This is a genomic window from Hamadaea sp. NPDC050747, from assembly GCF_040654195.1.
In the GTDB taxonomy this organism is placed as follows: Bacteria; Actinomycetota; Actinomycetes; order Mycobacteriales; family Micromonosporaceae; genus Hamadaea.
On sequence record NZ_JBFAHM010000003.1, the window covers coordinates 527493 to 548256 of the forward strand.

Below are 20764 nucleotides of genomic sequence, written 5' to 3' on the forward strand. Positions count from 1 at the left end.
GTGAGCCACTCAGACGTTGAAGCGGAACTCCACGACGTCGCCGTCGGCCATGACGTACTCCTTGCCCTCGATGCGGACCTTGCCGGCCGCCTTAGCCGCGGCCATGGAGCCCGCCGCGTCGAGGTCGGTGAAGGAGACGACTTCGGCCTTGATGAAGCCGCGCTGGAAGTCGGTGTGGATCACACCGGCCGCCTCAGGGGCGGTGGCGCCGATCGGGACGGTCCACGCCCGGGATTCCTTCGGTCCCGCGGTGAGGTAGGTCTGCAGGCCGAGCGTGCGGAAGCCGACCCGGATGAGCTGGTTGAGGCCCGGCTCGTCCTGGCCGATCGCGGTGAGCAGCTCCCGCTTCTCCGCCTCGTCGAGGCCGATCAGCTCCGACTCGATCTTGGCGTCCATGAAGACCGCCTCGGCCGGTGCGACCAGCGCTCGCAGTTCGTCGAGGAAGGCCTCGTTCGCCAGTTCGGCCTCGTCGACGTTGAAGACGTAGAGGAACGGCTTGGCCGTGAGCAGGTGCAGCTCCTGCAGCTCGTCGACGTCGATCCCGGCCGCGGCGGCGCCTTCGAAGATCGTGGTGCCACCATTGAGCAGCTCGTGGGCGGCCTTGGCGGCGGCGTGTGCCCCGGCCCGCTCCTTGCGGGTCTTGGCTTCCTTCTCGAGCCGCGGCAGCGCCTTCTCGACAGTGCCCAGGTCGGCGAGGATCAGCTCGGTGTTGATCGTCTCGATGTCGTCGCGCGGGGAGACCTTGCCGTCGACGTGGACGACGTTCGGGTCGCTGAAAGCCCGGACGACCTGGCAGATCGCGCTCGCGTCGCGGATGTTCGCGAGGAACGCGTTGCCGCGGCCCTGGCCCTTGGACGCACCGCGGACGAGGCCGGCGATGTCGACGAAGGAGACCGGGGCGGGGACGATGCGCTGTGAGTCGAAGATCTCCGACAGCCGGTCCAGCCGGGCGTCGGGCAGGCCGACCACGCCGACGTTGGGCTCGATGGTCGCGAACGGGTAGTTCGCAGCGAGCACGTCGTTGCTGGTGAGGGCGTTGAAAAGGGTGCTCTTGCCGACGTTGGGCAGGCCGACGATGCCGATGGTGAGACTCACCCGGCAAGTGTACGGGCACCCCGACGAGCAGAAGTCGATCATGCCGCCACGGAGTCGATCAGGGTGCGGCGGACACGCCACGCCGGTCGATCACGACCGTTAGTTCATGATCGCGGGGAAAGCGACGCGGCCCGGCCGCTCCCCTCAACGGCGTCCGATTTCCGCCAGCCGAGTGTCGTACGCCCGGGGCAGACTCGACGCGTGGACCTCTATCGCGTCATCGCCGGACGGGATCGCCGGTTCGACGGAGACTTCTGGTTCGGGGTCACCTCGACCGGCATCTTCTGCCGTCCGAGCTGCCCCGCGCGTACGCCTAAACCGCAGAACGTGCGCTTCTTCCCGAGTCCGGCCGCGGCGACCAAGGCCGGTTTCCGGGCCTGCCGCCGGTGCCTGCCCGACGCCGTTCCGGGGTCGGCTCGCTGGGACGTGCGGGCGGACGTCACGGCGCGCAGCATGCGGCTGATCGCCGACGGCGTGGTGGACCGGGAGGGCGTACCGGGGTTGGCGTCCCGGTTGGGCTATTCCGAGCGGCAACTGCACCGGCTGCTGACCGGGGAACTCGGCGCGGGTCCGCTCGCGTTGGCCCGCACACAGCGGGCGCAGACGGCGCGAACCCTGATCGAGTCGACCACGCTCGGGCTGGCCGAGATCGCCTTCGCCGCCGGGTTCGGCAGCGTACGCCAGTTCAACGAGACGATGCACGAGGTCTACGGCTGCCCGCCGTCGGAGTTGCGCCGCCCGTCCCGGACGTCGTCCGGCGAGATCCGCCTGAAGCTGGCGTACCGGCCGCCGATGGACGTCGCCGGGCTCCTGCGGTTCCTGGGCGACCGGGCGGTGTCCGGGGTCGAGACCTACGACGGGACCTCCTACCAGCGCAACCTCCGGCTCCCCCACGGTCGGGCCGAGGTCGCGGTCCAGCCCGCCGACGGGCACATCGCGGCGACGCTGCGCCTCGCGGACGCCCGCGATCTGGCCCCCGCGGTGGCCCGGTTGCGCCGGCTGCTCGACCTCGACGCCGACCCCGACGCCATCGACACCGCGCTCGCCGCCGACCCCGTTCTCGCACCGCAGATCGAGGCTTTCCCCGGCATACGCGTCCCGCGGGCGGTGGACGGCTTCGAGGCGGCGGTCCGCGCCGTCGTCGGGCAGCAGATCAGCGTCGCCGGGGCGCGGACGGTGCTCGGCAGACTGTGCCCGGACGGGCTGTTCCCCAGCCCGGCCGAGCTGGCCGCCCTGCCGGACGAGACGTTCGCCATGCCGGTACGCCGCCGGGAGACGTTGCGAGCGCTCGCCCGGGCCGAGATCGACCTCTCCCCCGGCGCCGACCGGGACGAGGCTCGGGAGGCTCTGCTGGCCCTGCCCGGGATCGGTCCGTGGACCGCCGACTACGTCTTGATGCGGGCGCTCGGCGATCCGGATGTGCTGCTCTCGACCGATCTCGGCACCCGGCATGGCGCTGCCGCGCTCGGGCTGCCGACCGCTCCGGAGGCCTTGACCGCCTGGGCAGAGCGTTGGCGGCCCTGGCGCTCCTATGCCCAACTGCGTCTCTGGCGCGCCGCTGCCTAGAAAGGTTCTGCAAGTGCTCACAATGGACACTCCGTTCGGCCCGTTCTCGGTGCTCGCCGACGGTCCGGTCGTGCTGGCCTCGGGCTTCACCACCGACGTCGGCGCCCTGCGCCGCAACGTGCACCCGTCACTGCACGGCATGTACGCCCCGGACCCCGGCCCGATCCGGGCGGCGGTCGAGGCGTACTTCGCCGGCGAGGTGACGGCGATCGACGAGATCCAGGTACGCCAACTCGGTTCGCCGTTTCGCAGTCACGCCTGGAAGGTGCTGCGGGAAGTACACGACCCGATCACCTATACGCGGTTCGCCGAGCTGGCCGGTAACCCCACCGCCGTCCGAGCGGCGGCCAGCGCCTGTGCCCGTAACGCGGCCGCGCTGTTCGTGCCCTGCCACCGGATCCTCCGGACCGACGGCAGTCTCGGCGGCTATCTCTGGGGCCTCGATGTGAAGCGAGAGCTGCTGCGTCACGAACAGAAGTGAGAGAGATGTCCTACTAGACAGGTAGGAATAATAGGGTTAGTCTGAGCCGCATGAGCACACTCGTCGCCCCTCCGGAGGCCACCGCCACCACGACCGAACTCGAGCTCAACGTCGACGCTCGCACCGCCACCCTGCTGGGCGTGCCGATCCGGTTCACCCGCCGCGAGTTCGACCTGTTGCTGTTCCTGACCGAGCACGCCGGGATCTGCTTCACGCGGCTGCAACTGCTCCGGTCGGTCTGGGGCCACGAGTTCAGCGGCGAGCGCACGGTCGACGTGCACGTCCGACGCGTACGCGTGAAGCTGGCCGGGTTCGGCCCGACGATCGCCACCGTGCACGGCTTCGGCTACCGGCTCGACGACACCGAGCGGGTCCGCATCACCCACATCCGCTGACCGGGCGCCGCTCTCGGCGTACCGCCGGCCGACAGTGGCCGGACCTTGGCGAGGGCTGACGCCTCGCTTGCGGACACCAGCACGAGAATCGCGCGGCCCGCCACAATTGCGCGGGCCGCGCGCATGCCGGGACTATCCTGCCGAGCGTGGACACCGTCGCGCTCGCCCTGATCTGTCTTCTGGCCGGGGGTGCCCTGGGCTGGCTGGCCGCCAAGAGCCGGGCCGTGGCCGAGATCGCGACCCTGCGCGCCACGCTGGAGGCGACCCAGGCCGGCGAGGCGCGGCTGGAGCAGTCGCTGAAGGCGCTGACCTACGAGGCGACCTTGCAGTCGCACGAAGCCGTCTCCCGCGCGGTCGCGCCGTTGCACGAAACCTTGCGCCGGTACGAGGAGCAGGTCACGCTGCTGGAGAAGGACCGGGTCGACGCCTACGCCTCGCTGCGGACGGAGTTGCAGCTGGTCTCCGACGTGTCGACCAAGCTTCGCTCGGAGACGTCGCAGCTGGTGGCGGCCCTGCGGGCGCCGCAGGTACGCGGTCGCTGGGGCGAGCATCAGCTGCGCCGCATCGTCGAGGCGGCCGGGATGCTGGAGCACTGCGACTTCGCCGAGCAGGTCACGAGCACCACGGACGAGGGCGTCGTGCGGCCGGACCTCGTGGTCAGCCTCCACGGTGGACGGTCAGTGGTCGTCGACTCGAAGGCTCCGTTCGACTCGTACCTCACGGCGATGGAGGCGCGCGACGCCCGGCAGCGCGACACCTACCTCGACGCGCACGCCCGAGCGCTGCGGTCCCATGTGGACGCCTTGTCGGCCAAGGGGTACTGGAAGGCGTTCCCGCAGACCCCCGAGTTCGTCGTGCTGTTCGTCCCGGCCGACCCGTTCCTCGACGCCGCGCTGCAGCGCGACCCGACCCTGCTGGAGTACGCGTTCAGCCGCGACATCGTGCTCGCCACCCCGGCGACCCTCGTCGCGATGCTGCGGACGATCGCCTATTCGTGGCGGTCTGAGGCGCTGGCCCGGGACGCCGTGAAGGTGCAGGAACTCGCCAAACGCCTCTACAACCGGCTCGGTACGCTCGGCGGCCACCTGACCCGGCTGGGCAACTCGCTCAAGGGGTCCGTGGACGCCTACAACGCGACCGTCGGCTCCCTGGAACGGCAGACGCTCGTGACCGCCCGGCAGCTCGCCGAGCTGGGCGTCGCCGACACGCCGCTGCCGGAGATCGCCGTCGTCGAACTCGCTCCCCGGCAGCTCCAGGCCCCCGAACTCGTCGACCCGGGGACTCGCTCGCTGGAATGACGTCGCGTGCCCGTCGGCGGCTCCGCGCGTCGGCCGCTCAGCGCGGTGGCGCGTCGGCGGTTCGCCCGCGTCGGCGGGAAGATCGAGGGAAGATCCACATCCCGGTCTGCGTCGGAAGCGGGCCCGTAGGCGACACGAAACGGGATGTGGATCATCGGCCGACCGCAGCGCGTCAGTGACGCGCCGGGCGCGATCAGCGCTGAGCGGCGGCGGCCTTCATGTCGCGCTTGAGTTCCTGCGGCAGCGAGAAGACCAGGCGCTCCTCGGCGGCGAGGATCTCCTCGACCTCCCCGAATCCGCGCGCGGCCAGGTGGTGGAGCACATCGGTGACGAGGTCCTCCGGCACGCTCGCCCCCGACGAGAGGCCCACCGTCGTCGCGCCGTCCAGCCACTCGTCCTGAATCTCGTGCGCGAAGTCGACAAGGTAGCCGGCGCGGGCGCCCGCGTCCACCGCCACCTCGACGAGGCGTACGGAATTGGAGGAGTTGCGCGACCCGACGACGATCACGACGTCGCACTCGGGCGCGATCTGCTTCACGACCTGCTGCCGGTTCTGCGTGGCGTAGCAGATGTCGTCGCTGGGCGGCGACTGCAGCAGCGGCAGCCGCTGCTTGAGCCGGGCGACCGTCTCCAGCGTCTCGTCCACGCTGAGGGTGGTCTGGGACAGCCACACGACCTTCGAGGGGTCGCGGACGGTCACCTTGTCGACGCCGTCCGGGCCGTCGACCAGCTGGATGTGCTCGGGCGCCTCGCCGGAGGTGCCGATGACCTCCTCGTGCCCCTCGTGGCCGATGAGCAGGATGTCGTAGTCGTCGGCGGCGAACCGGCGGGCCTCGTGGTGCACCTTGGTGACCAGCGGGCAGGTCGCATCGATCGCCCGCAGGTTGCGCTCCTTGGCCTCCTCGTAGACCACCGGCGCGACGCCGTGGGCCGAGAAGATCACGGTCGCCCCCTCGGGGACCTCCTCGTTCTCCTCGACGAAGATCGCGCCGCGCTTCTCGAGCTCGCTCACGACGTGCTTGTTGTGCACGATCTGTTTGCGGACGTAGATCGGGGCCCCATAGGTCTCCAGCGCGCGCTCGACGGTCTGGACCGCGCGGTCGACCCCCGCGCAGTAGCCGCGGGGCTTGGCCAGAAGGACGCGCTTGCGAGGAGTTGTCACCCGACCATCTTAGGCTGTGCCGGTGACGAGCAGCCCTGAGGAACCGTGGCCGGTGCGTAAGGTGAGCCACAACATCGGCCAGTGGATCGGACGCCTTGGCTGGCTCTGGATTGACGGACAAATCGCCCAGATCGGGCGGCGTCCGGGAATGAGCACCGTCTTTCTCACGCTCCGCGATTCGTCCGCAGATATCAGCCTTACGGTGACAGCCCCACGCGAGGTGGTCGACCCCGCGCTCACCGACGGCGCGCGGGTGGTCGTCCACGCCAAGCCCGAGTGGTACGCGACTCGCGGCACCCTGTCGCTGCGAGCCGACGAGATCCGCCAGGTCGGCGAGGGTGAGTTGAAGGCCCGGATCGAGCGGCTGCGCAAACTGCTGGAGGCCGAAGGACTGTTCGACCCCCGGCGCAAACGCCGCCCGCCGTTCCTTCCCCAACGGATCGGCCTGATCACCGGCCGGGGCAGCGCCGCCGAGCGCGACGTGCTGACCAACGCCCAGCGCCGCTGGCCCGCGATCGACTTCCGCGTGGTCAGCGTGGCGGTCCAGGGCGTCAACGCGGTCACCGACATCGTGGGCGCGTTGCAGGCACTCGACCGAGACGACTCGGTTGACGTGATCATCCTGGCCCGCGGCGGTGGCTCGTTCGAGGATCTGCTGCCCTTCTCCGACGAGGCGTTGTGCCGGGCGGTGTTCGCCTGCCGCACGCCGGTGATCTCGGCGATCGGCCACGAGCCCGACACGCCGCTCGTGGACTACGTCGCCGACGTCCGGGCGTCGACGCCGACCGACGCCGCCAAGCGCGTCGTCCCGGATCTGTCGGAGGAGCAGCGCGGGCTCAACGTCACACGCGGGCGGCTCGACCGGGCGGTGCGCAACCGGATCGACCGGGAGCAGCATCGGCTGGACGCCCTGCGGTCGCGGCCCAGCCTGGCCCGGCCGACCGCGCTGCTCGACCGCCTCGCCGGGGAGGTCACCACCGCTGTGGAGCGCGCGCGGCGTACTGTCGATCATCGTCTGACCAGGGCGGATGCCGAGCTGGGCCACACCTTGGCGCGTCTGCGGGCGCTGTCGCCGTCGGCCACCCTGGCCCGGGGCTACGCCATCGTGCAGACCCCCGACGGGCATGTCGTCCGGGCTGCCCAGGAGGCTTCGGCCGGCGACCCGCTGCGGGTGCGGCTCGCCGACGGGACGCTGGACGTTACGGTGAGCGGATGACTGAGGAGTCCCTCTCCTACGAGCAGGCCCGCGCCGAACTGGCCACCGTCGTCGAGAAGCTGGAGACCGGCGGCATCACCCTGGAGGAGTCGCTGTCGCTCTGGGAACGCGGTGAGCAGCTGGCGTCGGTCTGCCAGAAGTGGCTCGACGGCGCCCGGGCCCGGCTCGACGCCGCCCGCGCGGCGGCCGAGTAGCTCGCTAGGCCAGCTCGCTAACCCTGGACGGCTGTGACGAGCTTCACGAGATCCGATTCGCCGACCGGGCCGACGACGATCATCGTGACGTCGCCGGTCGTGCGGACCAGGGCCGACTCTCCGGGCCGCCCGGTCCAGCGCTGCCAGTCGGCCCCGGCGACCTCCATCGCGCCCTGCTGCTTCGCCGATGCGGTCAACTCCGCCCGGATGAAGGCTGCGGCGTCGCCTCGCCCCTGCACGAGCTGTACGCCTTTGTCGGCGTCCGTCAGGTAGCCGAGCCGCAGCACACCGTCGCGGTAAGCCGCGCTGACCACCTTCCAGTCCGGCGGGACCTGGCCCTGCGGAAGCGGGGACATGCTGGTACGGGCCGCACCGGACAGGGCGACGGCCGGGTCGACCGTGGCGGTCGTGGAATCGCCGTAAAGGAAGCGCCCGACGCCGAGAACCAGCAGGATCGGGACGAACAGCACAGCCAGCGACAGCGCCATGTCCCGGGGACGGCGTACGCGCTTGGCGGCCTCGGCGGCCGTCCGGGCGACCTCGTCCTGGCTGCTGTCGGTGGCGGCGCTGGTAGTCACGCTGGCCAGTATGACAGCGCCGCCGACCGGCGTACGCGGACGGGCAAAGTCCGGCCCGAACGAGCGTTCACGCCGTTGACATGTGAGGATGGCAGCATTCCCAACAACCCCGCAGTGTGGCGAGGAAGGGCGAATCATGGCCGGTACGCGTACTCCCCAAGATCTTGACCGGAACCTCGCGCTGGATCTCGTGCGCGTCACCGAGGCGGCCGCCATGTCGGCCGGTCGCTGGGTGGGCCGAGGCGACAAGGAGGGTGGCGACGGAGCCGCCGTCGACGCCATGCGGAAGCTGATCAACTCGCTCCCCATGCGCGGTGTCGTGGTGATCGGTGAGGGCGAGAAGGACAACGCCCCGATGCTGTTCAACGGCGAGCAGGTCGGCGACGGCACCGGCCCCGAGGTCGACGTGGCGGTCGATCCCATCGACGGAACCACGCTGATGAGCAAGGGCATGCCGAACGCGCTGGCCGTGCTGGCGGTGGCCGAGCGGGGCGCGATGTTCGACCCGAGCGCCGTCTTCTACATGGAGAAGCTCGCGGTCGGCCCGGACTGCGCCGACGTCATCGACATCAACGCGGGCGTGAAGGAGAACCTGCGCCGGATCGCCCAGGTCAAGAAGGCCGGCCTGTCCGATGTCACCGTCTGCATCCTCGACCGGCCGCGGCACGCGCAGCTCGTCGAGGAGGTACGCCAGACCGGAGCGCGCATCCGGTTCATCTCCGACGGCGACATCGCCGGGGCGATCAGCGCGGCCCGGGATCAGTCCGATGTGGACGTTCTGATGGGCATCGGCGGTACGCCGGAAGGCATCACCGCCGCGTGCGCGCTCAAGTGCATGGGCGGCGCGATCCAGGCGAAGCTGTGGCCTCGCGACGACGCCGAACGGGAGAAGGCCCTGGCCGCCGGGCACGACCTGGATCGGGTGCTGACCACCGACGACCTCGTCCGCGGGGAGAACATCTTCTTCGTGGCGACCGGCGTCACCTCCGGCGACCTCGTCCGGGGCGTCCGCTACCGTGCCGGGACGGCGTACACGCAGTCGCTGGTGATGCGGTCGAAGTCGGGCACCATCCGGGTCATCGACTCCTACCACCGGCTGGAGAAGATCAGCTTGTACTCCGTGGTCGACTTCGACGGACGCCCGCTGGGCGACGCGGAGCCCGGTGCGCTATGACTCTCCTGTGATCAACAAGTACGCGCGACTCGGCGGGGTCGCTCTCGCCGTCGCGGGCGGGGCCGGTGTCGCCGCTCAGTCCCGGGTCAACGGCGCGCTCGCCGGTCGGCTCCACAGTGGAGTCGCCGCCGCGGTCGTGTCGTTCGGCTCCGGGCTCATCATCCTGACGGTCGCGCTGCTGTTCTTCAAGCCGGCCCGGACCGGCCTGGCCCGCGTGCGCACGCTGCTCCGCAAGGGTGATCTGCGCTGGTGGGAGTGTGCCGGTGGAGCGTGCGGGGCGTTTCTCGTGGCCTCACAGGGGCTCACCGTCGGTTCGCTGGGCGTCGCCCTGTTCACCGTCGCCATCGTCGCCGGGCAGTCGGTGAGCAGCCTGCTCGTCGACCGGGCCGGACTGGCGCCGGGCGGGCCGCGCCCGATCACGCTCACCCGGGCGATCGGCACCGCGTTGACGGTGGCCGCCGTCGTGCTCGCCGTCTCCGGTCGCATCAGTACGCCGGGCGCCCTCGGCCTCGCCATCCTGCCGGTGCTCGCCGGGGCCGGGTCGGCCTGGCAGCAGGCCATGAACGGGCGCGTACGCCAGGTGTCCGACGGCGTCGTCGCGACCACCTTCATCAACTTCATCGTCGGCACGACCGCGTTGCTCATCACCTTCGGCGTCTGGACCGCCGTCCAGGGTCGCCCGACCGGGTCGTTGCCCGGTGAACCTTGGTACTACGTCGGCGGCACCCTCGGCATCATCTTCATCGCGATCGCCGCCGCGCTGGTGCGGCACATCGGCGTACTGCTGCTCGGATTGGGCATGATCGCCGGGCAGATCGGCGGAGCGGTCCTGCTCGATGTGGTCGCCCCGGCCGGCACCGAGCACCTCGACACCGCGACCCTCGCAGGCGCGGTATTGACGCTGGTCGCAGTGGGAATCGCGGCGATTCCCCGGGCTCCTCGAGATGCGTGAGAGCAGTGCTCTGCTAGGTTGTGGACCATGACAGCCGCCTCCGTCCGTACTCGCGCACGCGCCGAGATGATCGCCGAGATCAAGGCGATCGCCCAGCGCCACCTCGCGTCCGACGGGACGAACCTCTCGCTCCGGGCGGTCACCCGGGAACTGGGCATGGTCTCGTCGGCCGTCTACCGCTACTTCGCCAGCCGCGACGAACTGCTGACCGCGCTCCAGATCGACGCGTACAACGCGCTGGGCGACGCGATCGACTCCGCCGACGGCTCGGTCCCCGCGAACGACCACAGGGGACGCTGGATCGCCGTCGGGCGGGAACTGCGTACCTGGGCCGACGCGCACCAGCCGGAATGGGCGCTGCTCTACGGCCCGCCCGCGCCCGGCTACAAGGCGCCCGAGGAGACCGTCGAGCCGTCGATGCGCCCGATCCGGGTGGCCGGCCGGATCCTCGCCGACGCCGTCGCAGCCGGCGTCCTGCGCCCGACGCCGGGCGAGCGGCTGTCCCGCTCGACTCGCGAGGAAGTCGCCCGGCTGCGCGAGACCTTCTTCGCCGAGCTGCCCGAACCGGTCGTCTTCCGCCTGCTCACCGCGTGGGCGACGGTGTTCGGCTCGATCGGCTTCGAGCTGTTCGGGCGCTCCGGGCCACCTCTGCTCGACCCGGCCGCCATCCTGGAGCACCAGCTCACCGAGATGGCCGACTACATGGGCCTCCGCTAGCCGCTCGGCGCGTCGGGCTCGCTCGGCCCCGCTTGGCGCTGGATCAGGGATCCGGGTCGAATCTTGGCCCAAGATTCGACCGAGAACCCTGATCCAGCGGCCGAGAAGGCACGCCGCACGAACTAGTCGGCGGAGCCGCCGGACGAGTGGCCCGGGAACAGGTGCGCGTCGGGGTTGATAACGACCGCGGCGTTGTTCACCGCGGTCGCGGCCTCGCCGAACCCCGTCGCGATCAGCCGGACCTTGCCCGGGTACTCCACGATGTCGCCCGCCGCGAAGACTCGCGGCAGGTTCGTGGCCATCGTGGAGTCGACCGTGATGTGCCGCTTCTCCAGGGCCAACCCCCAGGTCCCGATCGGCCCGAGGTCCGCGGTGAAGCCGAGCGCCGCGACGATCACCGTCGCCTTGTGCGTACGCGTACCGTCGGGCCCGCTGATCTCGACCGCCTCGACGACGCCGTTGCCGACGATCTTCGTCACCTGCGAGTTGACCAGGATGCTCACCGGCAGTTCGCGTACGCGGTCCACAGTGGCGGCATGCGCGCGGAACTTGTCCCGGCGGTGGACCAAGGTCACGCTCGCGGCCACGTCGTGGAGCGCGAGCGCCCAGTCGAACGCGGAGTCGCCGCCGCCGACGATGACGACGTCGTGCCCGGCCAGGTCGGCCAGGTGCGGGACGAAGTAGACGAGGCCCTCGCCGGTGAACACGTCGGCGGCGGGCAACGGCCTTGGCTTGAAAGAACCGAGTCCGCCCGTGATGATCACCGCGCCACACGTGAAGGATTCGCCGTCATTGAGGCTGAGGACCGGCTGGTCCCCGGCGTAGGTCAGGGTGCCGGCCTGGACGCCGAGACGGTACACCGGCGAGTACTGAGCGGCCTGCTCGACCAGGTTGGCGACCAGCTCCCGGCCCCGGACGGCGGGGAAGCCGGCGACGTCGAAGATGAGCTTCTCGGGGTACATCGCCGTGATCTGCCCGCCCGGCTCGGGCAGCGCGTCGACCACGACCGTCGACAGGCCGCGGAAGCCCGCGTAGTACGCGGCGAAGAGCCCGGTCGGACCGGCCCCGATGATCGCCACATCGATGTCGCTCATACCCCAGACGCTAGGGCACTCGATCGAGGTCGTCCATGGCCTTCCGGATGGCATCGGCGAAATGCGAGACCTCGGTGTAGACCCCTGGGTACGCCTTGCGAGCGCAGCCGACTCCCCAGCTGACGATGCCGATCTCGACGAACTGGCCGTCATGGGCACGTTTCACCATCGGGCCGCCGGAGTCGCCCTGACAGGTGTCGACGCCGCCACGGCGTATGTCGCCCGCGCAGATCATCTCGTCCGGGTGGAAGTCGTACCCGGCTTCGGCGTACGCGTCGGAGCAGGCCCCGTCGGCGACCATCGGCACCTTCGCCGTCCGCAGCCGCCGCTCGGCGGTGAAGGAGTTCTCGCTGGTGGTCCCCCAGCCCATGATCGTGAAGGTGCCGTAGTCGTCTCCGCCCCCGCTGAGCCGGAGCGTCGGCAGGTTCAGCGGGTCCCGCAGTTTGATGACGGCCCAGTCGCGGCCACCCGTGACTCCGCTGAATCCGGGCGCCCGGTGCACGTAAACGCTGTTCACCACCTTCGCGCGCGGGTCCCTGAGGTCGGGCGTACCGGCGGACACCCGGATCTTCGTGTTCTTCCCGGTCGCCCCGGCGCAGTGCGCCGCGGTGAGGACGAACCGGGGCCGGACCAGCGCACCGGCACACGAGACCGACAGGTGGACGACCCAGGGGAAGTCGCCGCCCCGGGCGAGGGTTCCGCCGACGACCTCGGTCCGATTCCGCCGATCGGGCGTCGCGTAGGCCAGACTCGGCGCGTACAGCCCGAGCAGTGCCGCGGCCAGGACCCAGATCGTCAACCGCCGCATCGCAACCCCCGTACGCAAGATCGGCCTCACTCGGCATAACGCCGCCGAGCCGCCGGGGTCACCGCCTCCACCCCCGTTGATCATGATCGCCGGGAATCGATCAGGATGCCGGGGACACGACACGCCAGTCGATCATGGCCGAAGGTTCATGATCGGCCGGAAAAGGTATCGGCCGGAAAGGTGGGGTGCAGGGGGCCAGGGTGGGGTCAGGCCCAGTCCTTGCGAGCGGCGTGGAAGCCGAGCTGGACTCGGGTGGTCACGCCGGCCAGATCCATGAGGTGCCGGATCCGCCGTTGCACCGTCCGGGCCGACAGCGCCAGGCTTCCCGCGATGGCGTGGTCGGTGAGCCCGGCCAGGAGCAGCATGAGGATCTGGCGATCGACGTCTTCGAGGTCGTCACCGGCCTCGATGCCGACCGTGGCGTCGGCGTGCACGCGTACCGGCCGGGCTCGCTGCCAGACCTCTTCGTAGAGCGCGATCATGGCGTCCAGTACGCCGCTGGCCTGCACCAAGACGGAGGCGGGCGCGGTGTTCTGATCCTGCAGCAGGGGCAGCATGCCCAGTTCCCGGTCGGCGATGATCATCTTGATCGGCACCTTGTCGACGAACCGGACCTCTTCCCCCTCCTCGATCGCCTCGGCGATGATCTGGTGCCCGCCCGGCATCTCCAAGAAGGCGCGGTCGACGATGACCCGGTAGCGGACGCCGCGCGCCATCGACACCGGTTCGGCCGCGTTCTCCCCCGGCGGCACCACGGTCGAGTTGGGCACCACCATCGACCGGACCTCGATTCGGGCGGCGTGCTGCACCTGGGCGAATCGGTGGCGGACGGCGTCGGTTCCGGTGATCACCTCGATCACGTCTCCCGCCGTACGCCCGATCGTGGCGAGCCGGTGCGCCTCGGCCAGCGCCACGAGTTCGGTCTCGGCCGAGCGCAGGTCGTCCCGCTGCTGGCGCAGCAACGCGCCCAACGCGACGGCGGGCGGTGCGACGGCGTACCGGTCCCGTCCTGAAGGCTCGTGACGGCCTTCATCGCCCGGCTCCGCCGGTTCGACGGGGGACCCCTCGGCTTCGCAGAGGACGAGCCCCCGGGCGGTGAGCGAGCCGAGGAGACCGAGCACGACGGCGGCCGGGAGACCGGCTCCGGCCTGCAGTTCCGCGGCGGTGACCGGGCCGGGCAGGGTGACCAGGGTGCGGTAGAGCCGCTCCTCGTCCTCGGCGAGGCCCAGCGCGGTGAGCATGGACCGCACGATACGAACCGCGAGCACCACGCGGAACCCCCTGGGCGAGCTGTGATGATGCTGTGATCACGGGCGGGGTGGGACCGATCGGCCCCACCCCGCCGTCGAGCCGGGTCAGCGGATTCCGTAGGCCCGGATGACCTCTTGCTTGATGGTGTATCCGGCGTCGGTGACCGCCGTGGCGCGGACCGAGGCGAACCCGGCCTGGCGCGGCAGGCGCAGGTCACCGGTCCACTTCCCGGACTCGTTGCGCAGGCTCACCTTCTGCCAGGTCGCACCGTCGTCGTAGGAGACCTCCAGGGTGACCGAGGTGACCTTGCCGACCGCGTCACCGCCGCCACCGGCCTGGGGACCGGCGGTGAGGGTGATCGGCTGCCGCGCCCCGGCCGGCAGGTTGCCCCGGAGATCGGTCTGGGCGAGGTAGTTCAGCTCCAGCAAGGCGAGCGGCTCGAAGTCGTCGCTGTCCACAGTGTCGGAGAAGAACTCCCACTCGGTGTGGGTGCGGGTCGACAACACCGAGTCCCGGGACGCGTCCAGGATCAGCTTGTACGGCTTGTTCCCGGCCGGCACCTCCTGCCACTGGATGTCGGAACTCTGGGTGTTCTCCTTGATGAGCGTGTCGCCCTGGTAGAGCCACAGGTGTTCGGGCACGACCGCCCAGCCGATCGAGCCACCGTGGTCGATCACCTCGCCCGAGGCGGTCCAGGCCTGCACGTTGAGCGTCAGGTAGTCCTGCCACCGGGCATTGCGGACGGAGTAGCCCTCGCCGAACGACGGATGCACGACGGGCGCGAACCAGTTCAGCGTGGTCGTGGTGCCCGCGCGGTAGGTGTTGACGTAACCGCGGTCCTCCCATTCGCCCTGACCGTGGGACTCGTGATAGCGGATGCCCGGGCTGACCCACTCGGTCCGGACGCCGGGGTACCACTCCCGTTCGAAGAACCCGACCGCGGTGCTGAAGGTCAGGTTGTACCGGAAGCCGCCGCCCTCGACGTCCTCGGTCGCGTGGTAGCGGGCCTCGATCTTGGCCAGCTGCGCCGACGTCGGGCGGTACGCCAGCTCGGCGTCCGGGATCTGCCCGGTGTAGACCTTCGCGAGGTCGTAGATGTAGGTGGCATACGGGACCTGCTTGGCGGTCAGCCGGGCGAGGCCCGACTTGGCCAGCGCGGTGAGCACCTGGCCGAGATCCCGGTGCACGGTCGCGACCGGGATGGTGGCGCCCTCGTAGTACTCGTTGAGCCGGCCGGCGCCGTCGTTCACCACGACGAGCAGCTTCGCGCCGTCCGCCGACGCGTTCGCGGCCCGGTCGGCCGGTGCGACGTCGTCGGAGCGCTGCACCACGGCGATCTTGCCGCGCGCGGTGACCTTCGCGAAGTCCTCGGCGGACCCCTTTCCCGCGTAGACCACGCCGAGCGTGGCGCTGCCGGCCGTCAGCGGGCTGCCCGGCTGCACGACGGTGTCGAACCGGAGCAGGCCGCCCAGTCCGGTCAGGCCCAGCATGGGCTCGCCCTGGCGGTAGGAGGTGTCGAGGGTGAAGGACCCCTTCGCCACCGGCTCCGTCGGCAACGCGTACGCGTCGTCGTACATGACAGGCATCAGGACGGCGTCCCGGAACGAGGTGCCGTCGCCGTACTCGACCTGGTAGTCGAGCAGACGCTGCCGGTCCTCGGCCCGCTGCGGCGCCTCGATGTCGACCTTGCGGGCCTTGCTCGCGTCGAGGACGACCTCCCGGCTGGCGGTCAGGTCGACCTGCGGCGCGACCATCAGCGCGATGCCCTGCTCGTCGGCGTGGTCCCCGGCGACGTCGATCGCCGTCTCGACGGTGTACGTGCCGGGTTCCATCCGGAACGTCATGTCCCCGTCGACGTACGCCACTCCGGGCCACCAGTCGCCGGCCTTGTTGAGCACCACGTACCCGGCGGCCGGATTGCCCGACCGGTCGCGGAGCCGAATCGTGAGGTCGTACCGCTCGTCCTCCTTGACCATGCCCAACCCCGTACGCGTGACGACGGTGCCCGTGGCGGCGTCGGTTCCGAGCAGCAGACCCGAGAACGTGCCCGCGCCGTCCGCCGTCGGGTCGCCGGTGACCTGCACCGTCGCCTCGCCCTGCGCCGGCACTGTCACGCTGCTCTGCGCGACGCTGAACGGGCCGCCCCCCGTGATCGCCAGGTTGAGGGTAACGGCGGCTGCTCCGCTGTTCCGGAAGGTCACCGACTTGGCCGTGGGCTGCTGCGACGAGTCGTGCGGCCAGGCGTACATGCCGTAGGAGAGCGAGCCGGTGGCGTCCACGGTCGTGGTGATCGCGTTCGCGACGTCCACCCGGCCGGTGCCCACCTCGAACGGCGTGTACCAGTCGGCCAGGCCCTTCGCGCTGCTCATCAGCGCGTCCTTGAGGCGGGGGCCGGACCAGTCCTTGTGCCGCTGCTTCAGGATCGCGGCCGCGCCCGCGACGTGCGGGGTGGCCATCGACGTGCCCGAGATCGTCCAGTACATCCCGTCGCCCTCGGCCGGCGACTGCTGCTGCGACCGCGCCGCGGTGATATCCACCCCAGGACCGGTGAGGTCCGGCTTGAGGCCGCCCGTCTTCCACAGTGGACCGGTCGAGCTGAAGTACGCCAGCGTGTCGCTCTTGTCGACTGCCCCGACGGTCAGCGCCGACGCGGCCGAGCCAGGCGAGCCGATCGTCTGCGGGCCGTAGTTGCCGGCGGCGATCACGAACAGCGAGCCGTACTGCGCCGACAACTGGTCCACGGCGACCGCCATCGGGTCGGTGCCGTCGGAGACCTCGGTGCTGCCCAGGCTCATGCTGATCACGGTCGCGCCGGACTGCGCGGCCCACTCCATCCCGGCGATGATCCAGGAGTCGGCGCCCTCGCCGGAGTTGTTGAGCACCTTCCCGACGATCAGGTCGGCGCCCGGCGCCACGCCCTTGTACTTGCCGCTCGACGCCGCGCCGGTGCCGACGATGGTCGAGGCGACGTGCGTACCGTGGCCGTTGAGGTCGGAGGTGTCCTCGCCCGGCACGAAGCTGACCTTCTCGTCGACCTGCGTCGCGAGGTCCGGGTGCGTCGCGTCGACACCGGTGTCGAGCACCGCGACCTTGACGCCGTGCCCGTCGTACCCGGCCGCCCACGCCTGCGGCGCGCCGATCTGCGGAACGCTCTCGGCCAGCTGCACCTTGACCTTGCCGTCCAGCCACAGCTTCGTGACACCCGCGGTGAGCTTGCCGGTCGTCGGGGCCACCGACTCCCAGAAGGCCCGCGCCTGCTTCTTCTCCGCGGTCAGCGCGGCGCCGTTCACCGCGGCCAGGCGGCGCGTCAGCTTGCTGCCGCGCGGCGCGGCCGGGACGGCTCGGCCCTTCGAATAGCTTGCGATCACTGGTACGCCCGACGAATGCGCGTCGTCGTACCCCATTTCGATGAGGTCACTGACGTCGAACAGGCGCTTGTCCACTTTGTTCGCGGCGATCAGCGGCAGGACCTCGTCCGGGAGGACGAAGAGGTCACCGTGGGCGGTGATGACGCGTACGCCGCCGGTGGCGGAATCGGGGCGGTCGACGGTGGCGGTCTGGGTGCCGTCGGCCAGCGTTCGGACGGTGACCACGTCACCGGTCACCAGGGTGACTTTGGTCGTCTTGGCCGCTACCGGCTGGGCGGCTGGGCGGGGCTTGTCGGCCGCCGCCGGACTGCCCGGTCCGGTGAGCCCGGTCGCGACGATCGCGAGGGTGGCGCCCGCCGCGACGAGTCCGCGCCATCGGCGCGAGGACGAGGGGGATGACATGCGGAAGGTCTACCGGCCGGTCAACCTTCCGGACAACGCATCGACGGTGGCGACAAAGCGTCTTGACGCAAAGTCGCCACCGTCGCGGTGGTTCGGCGGGCTAGTACCAGCCCTTGTCCTCGGAGTGCTGCCAGGCGCCGCACGGCGTCTTGTACCGGTTCTTGATGTACCCCAGGCCCCAGATGATCTGCGTGGCCGGGTTGGTCTTCCAGTCGTCGGCGACGGTGGCCATCTTGCTGCCGGGCACCGCCTGCGGGATGCCGTACGCCCCGGACGAGGAGTTGTAGGACTTGTAGTTCCAGTGGCTCTCGCGCGTCCACAACTTGTCCAGGCACGGCATCTGGTCGAGACCGAAGCCCGCCTTCAGCAACTCGGCACAGCCGATCGCCTTCGCTCCCGTGTACGACTTGCACGAGCTCGGAATCGGCCCGTAGTACGGAGTGCGGTTGGCCGTGCGGCGGCTCGCCTCGGCCTCGGCGGCCTTGGCCCGCTCGGCCGCGGCCTTCGCCTCGGCGGCGGCCTTCGCGGCCGCCTCGGCCTGCTTGGCCTTCTGTTCGGCGGTGAGGCTGGCCCACTCGGCGAGGTCCTGCTTGAGGATGTCGTTCTCGGCGGCGTTCGCGCTGACCTCCGAACCACCGTTCCCGGTCCGGCTGTCCGAATCGGAGTTCAGGTAGATGCCACCGGTGACACCGACGGCGAGGAGGGCGAGGGCTGCGACGCGGACACCGATGCGACTGACCGTCACTGGGCAGTCCCTTTCGTGGGGCGACAGGACCACCACGGCGGGAATGCTTCAGCGGGGGGTTTCTATGGGGGTTCCGCCGTGGCTCGACCTCCCACCCTGGCGAAGTCAGCCCGCGTACGCGACCCGCGGGCCACCGAGTGTGGCCCGCGTCACGCCGCAAATATGGACCTAGTTGGGCAGATCCTCCAATAGATCGGTGACCATCTCGGCGATCGGGGACCGTTCGGACCTCGTCAGGGTGACGTGGGCGAAGAGCGGATGGCCCTTCATCGCCTCGATCACCGCCGTCACGCCGTCGTGCCGGCCGACGCGCAGATTGTCACGCTGAGCGACATCGTGGGTGAGCACGACCCGGGAGCCCTGCCCGATGCGGGACAGGACGGTCAGCAGGACGCCCCGCTCCAGCGACTGCGCCTCGTCGACGATGACGAACGCGTCGTGCAGGCTCCGCCCGCGGATGTGGGTCAACGGCAGGACCTCGACCAGCCCGCGCGCCTCCACCTCTTCCATCACGTTCTCGTGGACGACCGCGCCCAGCGTGTCGAAGACGGCCTGCGCCCAGGGCGACATCTTCTCCGACTCACTGCCGGGCAGGTAACCCAGTTCCTGGCCGCCGACGGCGTACAAGGGACGGAAGACGATCACCTTCTTGTGCTTGCGGCGCTCCATCGCCTGTTCCAGCCCGGCGCACAAGGCCAGGGCGGACTTGCCGGTTCCGGCCCGGCCGCCCAGCGAGACGATCCCGATCGAGTCGTCCAGCAGCAGATCGATCGCGATCCGCTGCTCGGCCGACCGACCGCGTACGCCGAAGACCTCCCGGTCTCCGCGGACGAGCCGCACCGTCTTGTCGGCGTGCATCCGCCCGAGGGCGCTGCCGTTCGAGCTGTGCAGCACCAGTCCGGTGTGGACCGGCAGCTCGATGTCGACGTCGATCGGGTGCCCCTCGTAGAGGCGCGCCACCGCCTCCGACGAGACGTCCAGTTCCACGAGGCCCGACCAGGTCGGGTCGGCGGCCTGGCCGTGCCGGTACTCGTCGGCGGGCAGGCCGACCGCGGCCGCCTTCACCCGCAGCGGCATGTCCTTGCTGACCAGCGTCACCGGCCGGCCTTCGGCGGCCAGGCCGAGCGCCACGGACAGGATCCGCGCGTCGTTCGTCCCGGTCCGGAAACCCGAGGGCAGCAGCATGGGATCGGCGTGATTCAGCTCGACCCGCAGAGTCCCGCCCACGTCGGTGATGGGCAGGGGCTGGTCGAGGCGGCCGTGCCGGACCCGGAGCTCGTCGAGGCGCCGCAACGCCTCGCGGGCGAACCAGCCGAGTTCGGGGTGATGGCGCTTCGCCTCCAGTTCGCTGATGACGACGAGTGGAAGCACGACGTCATGCTCGGCGAATCGGAAGACGGCCGCGGGATCGGCGAGGAGGACGGAGGTGTCCAGCACATATGTGTGCCTGGTTCCCTCACTGGTGATGCCTTGTGATGGGGCGACCATGACTCACGTTAGCGGCATTTCCGCCACCTCCGCCAGACCCCACGCCGTAACAGTTAGTACCAGCCAGTGGACTGTGAGTGAGCCCAGGCCGCCGACGGCGAGCCATAGACCGACTTGATGTAGCCGAGGCCCCACTTGATCTGCGTGGCCGGATTGGTCCGCCAGTCCGATCCGGCCGTGGCCATCTTGTTCCCAGGCAACGCCTGCGGAATGCCGTACGCCCCAGAGGAGGAGTTCTCCGCCGTCTCGTCCCAGCCGCTCTCCCGGTTCCACAGCTTCACCAGGGGCGTCATCTGGCTGTAGGCGAACCCGTACGCGGGCAGCAGCTTGCAGGCGATCAGCTTGTTGCCGGAGTACGCAGTGCAGGCCGCCGGGATCGTCGCGGTCTTCTTCGGAGTCGCCGTCCTCGTGGCCGTCCTGGTCGGACTCGGCTTCGCCGCCGGAGTCGGGCTCGTGCTGGGACTCAGACTCGGGCTCGCGCTGGGACTCTCGGTGAGCCGGTCGAGACTTCGATCGGCGGCCTCACCGGCGGCGCGATCCGCTTGCATCGACGCGACGGCCTCGTCGTCGGCCGAATCCTGAGTCAACGCCAGGCCGAGCCCGCCGGCTGCGAACAACGCCGCACCGAGCAGCCCGACCATGATCTTGCGGGGGTAAGGCATGGGGGATGCCTTCCTTTCGTCGTGCAGGGGTCGGCACGACGTTCGCCGCTGAGCAGCTCAGGGGCAAGGAACCATCGAATTTTGTGGAATGCGCCACGACCGCACGGTGCGGTACCTC

At 70.3% G+C, this 20764-nt stretch carries 19 protein-coding genes; 9 read left to right on the forward strand and 10 right to left on the reverse strand.

All coding sequences use genetic code 11. The annotated features are described in order from the left end of the window. Nucleotides 1-9 precede the first annotated feature (9 nt). Nucleotides 10-1095 carry a redox-regulated ATPase YchF gene (ychF, locus tag AB0H43_RS08790; protein WP_359998444.1) on the reverse strand — a complete coding sequence of 362 codons (1086 nt, stop codon included), beginning with the start codon at nt 1093-1095 and terminating at the stop codon, nt 10-12. A gap of 201 nt (nt 1096-1296) precedes the next feature. Between ychF and AB0H43_RS08795 the strand changes: the two genes are divergently transcribed. From AB0H43_RS08795 to AB0H43_RS08810, 4 genes are all read left to right on the forward strand, one after another. Next, nucleotides 1297-2661: an AlkA N-terminal domain-containing protein gene (locus AB0H43_RS08795; protein ID WP_359998446.1), complete on the forward strand. Its 1365-nt coding sequence runs from the start codon at nt 1297-1299 to the stop codon at nt 2659-2661. A 22-nt stretch (nt 2662-2683) separates the two neighbouring features. Next, complete coding sequence (locus AB0H43_RS08800; protein ID WP_359998644.1) at nt 2684-3142, forward strand: methylated-DNA--[protein]-cysteine S-methyltransferase; 459 nt, start codon at nt 2684-2686, stop codon at nt 3140-3142. Nucleotides 3143-3192: 50 nt separating this feature from the next. Then, the gene (locus tag AB0H43_RS08805) at nt 3193-3537 is read left to right on the forward strand and encodes a winged helix-turn-helix domain-containing protein (RefSeq protein WP_359998448.1); all 345 of its coding nucleotides are present in this window, start codon (nt 3193-3195) and stop codon (nt 3535-3537) included. 134 nt (nt 3538-3671) lie between these two features. After that, nucleotides 3672-4835, forward strand: a complete 1164-nt coding sequence (locus AB0H43_RS08810; protein ID WP_359998645.1) for a DNA recombination protein RmuC — start codon at nt 3672-3674, stop codon at nt 4833-4835. A 193-nt stretch (nt 4836-5028) separates the two neighbouring features. Here the strand turns inward: AB0H43_RS08810 and AB0H43_RS08815 are convergent, their stop codons facing one another. Next, on the reverse strand, nt 5029-5997 hold the full coding sequence (locus tag AB0H43_RS08815; RefSeq protein WP_359998450.1) for a 4-hydroxy-3-methylbut-2-enyl diphosphate reductase: 969 nt from the start codon (nt 5995-5997) through the stop codon (nt 5029-5031). Nucleotides 5998-6013: 16 nt separating this feature from the next. Here AB0H43_RS08815 and xseA point away from each other — a divergent pair, with 16 nt between their 5' ends. Further along, entirely contained in the window at nt 6014-7213 is a 1200-nt protein-coding gene (xseA, locus tag AB0H43_RS08820; protein ID WP_359998452.1) for an exodeoxyribonuclease VII large subunit, read from the forward strand. After that, nucleotides 7210-7407: an exodeoxyribonuclease VII small subunit gene (locus tag AB0H43_RS08825; protein ID WP_359998454.1), complete on the forward strand. Its 198-nt coding sequence runs from the start codon at nt 7210-7212 to the stop codon at nt 7405-7407. The genes xseA and AB0H43_RS08825 overlap by 4 nt, the downstream gene beginning before the upstream one ends. A gap of 17 nt (nt 7408-7424) precedes the next feature. Here AB0H43_RS08825 and AB0H43_RS08830 read toward each other — a convergent pair whose 3' ends face one another. Then, nucleotides 7425-7985, reverse strand: coding sequence for a DUF4245 domain-containing protein (locus tag AB0H43_RS08830; RefSeq protein ID WP_359998456.1), 561 nt, complete (start codon nt 7983-7985; stop codon nt 7425-7427). A 136-nt stretch (nt 7986-8121) separates the two neighbouring features. Between AB0H43_RS08830 and glpX the strand changes: the two genes are divergently transcribed. The 3 genes from glpX to AB0H43_RS08845 are packed head-to-tail and all read left to right on the forward strand — an operon-like array spanning nt 8122 to nt 10828. Next, nucleotides 8122-9159, forward strand: a complete 1038-nt coding sequence (gene glpX / locus AB0H43_RS08835) for a class II fructose-bisphosphatase (RefSeq protein WP_359998458.1) — start codon at nt 8122-8124, stop codon at nt 9157-9159. 7 nt (nt 9160-9166) lie between these two features. Next, complete coding sequence (locus AB0H43_RS08840; protein ID WP_359998460.1) at nt 9167-10111, forward strand: DMT family transporter; 945 nt, start codon at nt 9167-9169, stop codon at nt 10109-10111. 27 nt (nt 10112-10138) lie between these two features. Next, on the forward strand, nt 10139-10828 hold the full coding sequence (locus tag AB0H43_RS08845) for a WHG domain-containing protein (protein ID WP_359998462.1): 690 nt from the start codon (nt 10139-10141) through the stop codon (nt 10826-10828). A 122-nt stretch (nt 10829-10950) separates the two neighbouring features. Here the strand turns inward: AB0H43_RS08845 and AB0H43_RS08850 are convergent, their stop codons facing one another. The 7 genes from AB0H43_RS08850 to AB0H43_RS08880 all read right to left on the reverse strand — a co-directional run bounded on the left by AB0H43_RS08850 (nt 10951) and on the right by AB0H43_RS08880 (nt 20646). Then, entirely contained in the window at nt 10951-11922 is a 972-nt protein-coding gene (locus tag AB0H43_RS08850; RefSeq protein ID WP_359998464.1) for an NAD(P)/FAD-dependent oxidoreductase, read from the reverse strand. A 10-nt stretch (nt 11923-11932) separates the two neighbouring features. Beyond that, nucleotides 11933-12721, reverse strand: a complete 789-nt coding sequence (locus AB0H43_RS08855; RefSeq protein WP_359998465.1) for a serine protease — start codon at nt 12719-12721, stop codon at nt 11933-11935. A 215-nt stretch (nt 12722-12936) separates the two neighbouring features. Next, nucleotides 12937-13971 (reverse strand): LuxR C-terminal-related transcriptional regulator, encoded by a 1035-nt coding sequence (locus AB0H43_RS08860; protein ID WP_359998467.1) that lies wholly within the window; start codon nt 13969-13971, stop codon nt 12937-12939. A gap of 114 nt (nt 13972-14085) precedes the next feature. Continuing rightward, nucleotides 14086-17751 carry a S8 family serine peptidase gene (locus AB0H43_RS08865; protein WP_359998469.1) on the reverse strand — a complete coding sequence of 1222 codons (3666 nt, stop codon included), beginning with the start codon at nt 17749-17751 and terminating at the stop codon, nt 14086-14088. 100 nt (nt 17752-17851) lie between these two features. Then, complete coding sequence (locus AB0H43_RS08870; protein WP_359998471.1) at nt 17852-18496, reverse strand: lytic transglycosylase domain-containing protein; 645 nt, start codon at nt 18494-18496, stop codon at nt 17852-17854. 168 nt (nt 18497-18664) lie between these two features. Further along, nucleotides 18665-19984 carry a PhoH family protein gene (locus AB0H43_RS08875; RefSeq protein WP_359998473.1) on the reverse strand — a complete coding sequence of 440 codons (1320 nt, stop codon included), beginning with the start codon at nt 19982-19984 and terminating at the stop codon, nt 18665-18667. Nucleotides 19985-20037: 53 nt separating this feature from the next. Next, nucleotides 20038-20646, reverse strand: a complete 609-nt coding sequence (locus AB0H43_RS08880; RefSeq protein WP_359998475.1) for a lytic transglycosylase domain-containing protein — start codon at nt 20644-20646, stop codon at nt 20038-20040. Nucleotides 20647-20764: the final 118 nt, after the last annotated feature.

Bases quoted from the DNA above. Each gene is read 5' to 3' on its own strand.
- AB0H43_RS08800 (WP_359998644.1), top strand. From the start codon at position 2,684: ATGGACACTCCGTTCGGCCCGTTCTCGGTGCTCGCCGACGGTCCGGTC.
- AB0H43_RS08805 (WP_359998448.1), top strand. From the start codon at position 3,193: ATGAGCACACTCGTCGCCCCTCCGGAGGCCACCGCCACCACGACCGAA.
- AB0H43_RS08825 (WP_359998454.1), top strand. From the start codon at position 7,210: ATGACTGAGGAGTCCCTCTCCTACGAGCAGGCCCGCGCCGAACTGGCC.
- glpX (WP_359998458.1), top strand. From the start codon at position 8,122: ATGGCCGGTACGCGTACTCCCCAAGATCTTGACCGGAACCTCGCGCTG.
- AB0H43_RS08845 (WP_359998462.1), top strand. From the start codon at position 10,139: ATGACAGCCGCCTCCGTCCGTACTCGCGCACGCGCCGAGATGATCGCC.
- AB0H43_RS08850 (WP_359998464.1), bottom strand. From the start codon at position 11,922: ATGAGCGACATCGATGTGGCGATCATCGGGGCCGGTCCGACCGGGCTC.
- AB0H43_RS08860 (WP_359998467.1), bottom strand. From the start codon at position 13,971: ATGCTCACCGCGCTGGGCCTCGCCGAGGACGAGGAGCGGCTCTACCGC.
- AB0H43_RS08865 (WP_359998469.1), bottom strand. From the start codon at position 17,751: ATGTCATCCCCCTCGTCCTCGCGCCGATGGCGCGGACTCGTCGCGGCG.
- AB0H43_RS08875 (WP_359998473.1), bottom strand. From the start codon at position 19,984: ATGGTCGCCCCATCACAAGGCATCACCAGTGAGGGAACCAGGCACACA.
- AB0H43_RS08880 (WP_359998475.1), bottom strand. From the start codon at position 20,646: ATGCCTTACCCCCGCAAGATCATGGTCGGGCTGCTCGGTGCGGCGTTG.